This window comes from Actinomadura sp. KC216 (assembly GCF_004348535.1).
Classification (GTDB): domain Bacteria; phylum Actinomycetota; class Actinomycetes; order Streptosporangiales; family Streptosporangiaceae; genus Spirillospora.
Window position 1 is genome coordinate 1 of sequence record NZ_SMJX01000531.1, and the last position, 3,275, is coordinate 3,275.

Annotated in this window: 4 protein-coding genes; 3 read left to right on the top strand and 1 reads right to left on the bottom strand. The window is 69.8% G+C overall.

All coding sequences use genetic code 11. From position 1 onward, the window contains the following. Window positions 1–3: 3 nt before the first annotated feature. On the bottom strand, window positions 4–336 hold the full coding sequence (locus tag E1264_RS41510; RefSeq protein ID WP_132182901.1) for a YnfA family protein: 333 nt from the start codon (window positions 334–336) through the stop codon (window positions 4–6). 177 nt (window positions 337–513) lie between these two features. Here E1264_RS41510 and E1264_RS41515 point away from each other — a divergent pair, with 177 nt between their 5' ends. From E1264_RS41515 to E1264_RS41525, 3 genes are all read left to right on the top strand, one after another. After that, window positions 514–1,881, top strand: coding sequence for a phospholipase D family protein (locus tag E1264_RS41515; RefSeq protein WP_132182903.1), 1,368 nt, complete (start codon window positions 514–516; stop codon window positions 1,879–1,881). Between the two features lie 170 nt (window positions 1,882–2,051). Further along, window positions 2,052–2,549 carry a hypothetical protein gene (locus tag E1264_RS41520; RefSeq protein ID WP_207936941.1) on the top strand — a complete coding sequence of 166 codons (498 nt, stop codon included), beginning with the start codon at window positions 2,052–2,054 and terminating at the stop codon, window positions 2,547–2,549. Between the two features lie 154 nt (window positions 2,550–2,703). After that, window positions 2,704–3,255: a TIGR03086 family metal-binding protein gene (locus E1264_RS41525; RefSeq protein ID WP_165964655.1), complete on the top strand. Its 552-nt coding sequence runs from the start codon at window positions 2,704–2,706 to the stop codon at window positions 3,253–3,255. The last annotated feature ends 20 nt before the right edge of the window (window positions 3,256–3,275 follow it).

Here is a 3,275-nt window from a genome sequence, read left to right on the forward strand (position 1 = left end):
GGCTCAGCCCCGCGGCGCATACATGATCACCGCGACGCCCGCCAAGCAGATCAACGCGCCCGCCACATCCCACCGGTCCGGACGGAAACCGTCCACCACCACACCCCACGCCAGCGACCCCGCCACGAACACCCCGCCATAGGCCGCCAGGATCCGCCCGAAATCGGGGGAGGGCTGGAACGTCGCGGCGAACCCGTACGCGCCCAGCGCCAGCACCCCCGCCGCGATCCACACCAGGCCGCGCTCCTCACGCCACCCCTGCCACACCAGCCACGCCCCACCGATCTCGGCCAGCGCGGCGAGCACGAACAACCCCACGGACCGCAGCACGCTCATGCCGCTCACCCTACGAACACGCCCGAACCAGGACCCTCCGCCCCACCCCGTAAACGCCGCTGTCCGGCTCCGGTCAGATGTTGATCTTCAGCCCGGGAGATATGGATACTCGCGATCACCAACGGCCACCGGCGCATCTCCCGCCGCGAGGCCGCCCCACCCCGCGAAAGGACACGAATGGCCAGCCGACGCTTACGAATCAGAGCCGCCTGCGGCGCCCTCCTGATCCCCGCGATCCTCGGCCTCGCGGCCCCCGCCCGCGCCGACTCCCCGGCCGCCCTCGCCGCCGAACCCATCGACCTCACCAAGGTCGTGAACTACGCCGACTTCGACGAAGGCAAGCACCAGAAGATCGCAGCCCACGCGATCGCCCTCATCAACGCCGCCAACCCCGGCTCCACCATCAGGATCACCCTCTACTTCTACGACCGCGAGGACGTCACCAACGCCCTCATCGCCGCGGCCAAACGCGGCGTCAAGGTCCGCATCGTCATGGACGGCTGGAACCGCACCCGGCCCCAGTGGAAGACCCTCGTCGCCGCGTCCAAGGCCCCCACCCCACCGGCGGAGCGCGTCGCCGTCTCCACCTGCAGCCCGAAACGGGTCAACTACGACGGACGCTGGGTGGCGTCACGCGGCTGCATCGCCAACCGCGAATACGACGAGGACAGCGGCACGCCCAGCAACGAACCGTCCATCATGCACAACAAGTTCATGACGCTCTCGAGCGTGCAGACCACGTCCGGGGCCGTGAGCAACGTCGTCTACGTGTCCTCCGCCAACCTCGACTGGTGGAAGGGGGAGGAGAACACCCATCTGAAGGCCTACGAGAACGTCGTCACCCTCACCAGCGCCGAACTCCACAAGTTCTACGGCGAGCACTACTTCGAGGACCTGTTCGACGGCCCCAAGACCACCGGGAACAACTCCTACGGCGACCCCGACCCCGACCCGGAGACCGACAACAACTTCCACAGCCCCAACAACGAGGTCTTCACCTACCCCCGGCAGGTCCACGACCCCGTCGGCGCCGCTATCGAGCGCGCGTCCAGGACGTGTTCCACCACCACGACCGACGACGTCATCAAGGTCGCCAACTTCAGGATCTCCCGCAGCAACATCACCGGGATCCTCGGGTTCGCCAAGAAGCGGGGCTGCACCGTCCAGGTCGTCACCGGCGACGTGGGCGACGACCCCAAGACGCCCGTCAAGGAGTACTGGCGGCCGCTCGGCGACCTCCTCGAGGCGAACATCGACATCAAGGTGTGCCACCCCTCCATGGGGGCCTACTCCGAGATGCACGAGAAGACCCTGATGATCAACCATGGTCCCACCGCCGGGCTCTACATCGGCAGCGCCAACATGACCGAGGGCGCCCTGAAGTACGCGGACGAGAGCGTGCTCCGGATCATGAAGGACTCGCCGATCTGGGCGAAGTTCGACCAGCATGTCAACGCCCTCCACGGTTACTGCCCGACGTGGAACCCGCTGGAGAACGGCCGGTCCGCGGCCGTCGCCCGCCCGGACACCGGCGACGTCGGCTGACCTGACGAGGAGGTATGGGCCAATCGCGTGGTCCGCCGCCGCCGATCCGCGGCGCTGGACCACGCGATCATGAAACGCCGTACACCATACAGAATTTGGCTTCTGTGCGGTTAGACGACCGTCCGGCCCGACCCGCTCGGGGCCCCCGCGGTCGGGGGATAATCGGCCCTGTGAACGATCTTTTCCGGGCTCCGCGGCTCGTGCCGCCGACGACGGCGGTGCGCGAGTCGTTCCTGGCCGGGGAGTGGTCGGACTGCCTGGCAGGCGGCGCGGCCACGGACTGGCTCGACCCGGCCTGCGAGGACTTCGGCGCGTTCGTCGCCGAGCGCCGCGGCGTGCAGACCCGCTGGGGCGTGCCGTGCAGCACGTTCTGGTACGTGTCGGGCGAGCGTTATCTCGGCACGCTGATCGTCCGGCACCGCCTGACGGCCGAGCTGGCCGAGGTCGGGGGCCACATCGGCTACCACGTCGTCCCGGCATGGCGGCGGCAGGGGCACGCGACGCGGATGCTCGCGGCGGGCGCCGTCCCGCCGCGTGATCGTGGCCAACGGCGGCGTCCACGACGGCCGCGCGCGCGGCGAGGACCGGTATTGGATCACGCTCGAAGCCTGAGACCCGAATCGCCCGGTTCGGCCGCTTCCGGAACCCTCTCGATCGCTGGTCGATAATGTACATTATGTTAAGTAGAGCCGGTGGAGCCCGCTCGCGGTCGCTCTTGCGGCGCGGGGGCCGATCGTCGTTAGAGTGCGGGAGGTTCGCAGTTGGCGACGATCCGAGCCGGGCGGTGTGGCGGTCGTGATTCCTGAGCGTTTCGTTCGCGCGTTGGACGGTTTCGAGGCGGTGCTGGCCGCGGTGCCGCCGGACCGGTGGCTGTCGCCGTCGCCGTGCGAGGGCTGGTGCGCGATCGATGTGGCGGGGCATGTGACGGCGGGGCTGCTGGTGGTGGAGCTGCGGGCGGCAGGGGCGCCGCTCCCCCAGGACGATCCGGACTGGCGCGAGGTGGCCGGTGCGGATCCGGTGGCGAGCTGGCGGGCGGTGCGGGCGCGGATGACGGCGGGGCTGGGCCCGGAGGCGCTGGCGCGGCGGATCACGCTGGGGTTCGGGGACGTGGTGACGCTGAGTGAGTGGCTGGAGGGTTCTCTGCCGGAGTTGCTCGTCCACACGTGGGACCTGGCGCAGGCGACCGGCCAGGACGTCGTGTTCGACGCGGACCTGGTGGGGGCCGCGCTGGAGACGGCCAGGAATCTCGCGCCGCGAGGGCGTGCGGCGGGGCTGGTGGGTCCGGAGGTCTCCCTTCCCGACGGGGCGGGCGATCAGGAGCGGCTGCTGGCGTTGTTCGGCCGCACTCCCCTGGCGGGTCCGCCGCGCGGCTGATTCCCGCCGCTCCCCTGGGC

Excerpts from the sequence above, each read along its gene's own strand:
- E1264_RS41510 (WP_132182901.1), bottom strand. The coding sequence starts at position 336 with ATGAGCGTGCTGCGGTCCGTGGGGTTGTTCGTGCTCGCCGCGCTGGCC.
- E1264_RS41515 (WP_132182903.1), top strand. The coding sequence starts at position 514 with ATGGCCAGCCGACGCTTACGAATCAGAGCCGCCTGCGGCGCCCTCCTG.